2 rRNA genes are annotated in these 2,066 nt (G+C 48.2%); both read left to right on the top strand.

The features are described 5' to 3' along the window. Positions 1–89, top strand: a 16S ribosomal RNA gene (locus tag RW092_RS04770); the annotation flags it as partial. Between the two features lie 229 nt (positions 90–318). Next, positions 319–2,066: ribosomal RNA gene (locus RW092_RS04765) — 23S ribosomal RNA — on the top strand; the annotation flags it as partial.

Genomic DNA, 2,066 nt, shown 5'->3' with positions numbered 1-2,066 from the left:
GGAGCCAGCCGCCTAAGGTGGGATAGATGATTGGGGTGAAGTCGTAACAAGGTAGCCGTATCGGAAGGTGCGGCTGGATCACCTCCTTTCTAAGGAATATTACGGAGACTACACAATTTGTTTTTACTTTGTTCAGTTTTGAGAGGTTTACTCTCAAACACTTTTGTTCATTGAAAACTGGATATTTGAAGTAAATGTAAGTAATACAAACCGAGAACACCGCGTTGAATGAGTTTTTTAATAAGTTCAATTGCTTATTTTCTTGATCTAACTTCTATCGCTAGAAGAAGGATCAAAACCCAACCGCAAGGTTGATAAGGTTAAGTGAATAAGGGCGCACGGTGGATGCCTTGGCACTAGGAGCCGATGAAGGACGGGACTAACACCGATATGCTTTGGGGAGCTGTACGTAAGCTATGATCCAGAGATTTCCGAATGGGGGAACCCAGCATCTTTAATAGGATGTTACGATTGTGTGAATACATAGCACATTCGAGGTAGACGCAGAGAACTGAAACATCTAAGTACCTGCAGGAAGAGAAAGAAAATTCGATTCCCTGAGTAGCGGCGAGCGAAACGGGAAAAGCCCAAACCAACAAGCTTGCTTGTTGGGGTTGTAGGACTCCGATATGGTCGTTCTTTCAGATAGTCGAATGACTTGGAAAAGTCAGTCAAAGAGGGTAAAAACCCCGTAGACGAAATGTGGAAGACACCTAGGAGGATCCTGAGTACGGCGGAACACGAGAAATTCCGTCGGAATCCGGGAGGACCATCTCCCAAGGCTAAATACTCCCTAGTGACCGATAGTGAACCAGTACCGTGAGGGAAAGGTGAAAAGCACCCCGGAAGGGGAGTGAAATAGAACCTGAAACCGTGTGCCTACAACAAGTCAAAGCCCGTTAATGGGTGATGGCGTGCCTTTTGTAGAATGAACCGGCGAGTTACGATTGCATGCGAGGTTAAGTTGAAGAGACGGAGCCGCAGCGAAAGCGAGTCTGAATAGGGCGTTTGAGTATGTAGTCGTAGACCCGAAACCATGTGATCTACCCATGTCCAGGTTGAAGGTGCGGTAAAACGCACTGGAGGACCGAACCCACGTACGTTGAAAAGTGCGGGGATGAGGTGTGGGTAGCGGAGAAATTCCAAACGAACTTGGAGATAGCTGGTTCTCTCCGAAATAGCTTTAGGGCTAGCCTCGGAATTGAGAATGATGGAGGTAGAGCACTGTTTGGACTAGGGGCCCATCTCGGGTTACCGAATTCAGATAAACTCCGAATGCCATTCATTCATATCCGGGAGTCAGACTGTGAGTGATAAGATCCATAGTCGAAAGGGAAACAGCCCAGACCACCAGCTAAGGTCCCAAAATATATGTTAAGTGGAAAAGGATGTGGGGTTGCACAGACAACTAGGATGTTGGCTTAGAAGCAGCCACCATTTAAAGAGTGCGTAATAGCTCACTAGTCGAGTGACCCTGCGCCGAAAATGTACCGGGGCTAAACATATTACCGAAGCTGTGGAGTACACCTTTAGGTGTATTGGTAGGAGAGCGTTCTAAGGGCGTCGAAGGCAGATCGTGAGGACTGCTGGAGCGCTTAGAAGTGAGAATGCCGGTATGAGTAGCGAAAGACAGGTGAGAATCCTGTCCACCGAATGACTAAGGTTTCCTGGGGAAGGCTCGTCCGCCCAGGGTTAGTCGGGACCTAAGCCGAGGCCGATAGGCGTAGGCGATGGATAACAGGTTGATATTCCTGTACCCGTTGTTTTTGTTTGAGCAATGGAGGGACGCAGGAGGCTAAGGAATGCAGACGATCGGAAATGTCTGTCCAAGCAGTAAGTCTGAAGAGGAGTCAAATGCTTCTTTTCTTAAGGACAAGCTGTGATGGGGAGGGAAATAATAGTACCGAAGTTCCTGATGTCACACTGCCGAGAAAAGCTTCTAGTGAGAAAACAGCGGCCCGTACCGCAAACCGACACAGGTAGTCGAGGAGAGAATCCTAAGGTGAGCGAGAGAACTCTCGTTAAGGAACTCGGCAAAATGACCCCGTAACTTCGGGAGAAGGGGT

Source organism: Paenibacillus sp. 3LSP (assembly GCF_032465655.1).
In the GTDB taxonomy this organism is placed as follows: Bacteria; Bacillota; Bacilli; order Paenibacillales; family Paenibacillaceae; genus Fontibacillus; species Fontibacillus barengoltzii.
This window is presented reverse-complemented; position numbering and strand designations above follow the sequence as displayed.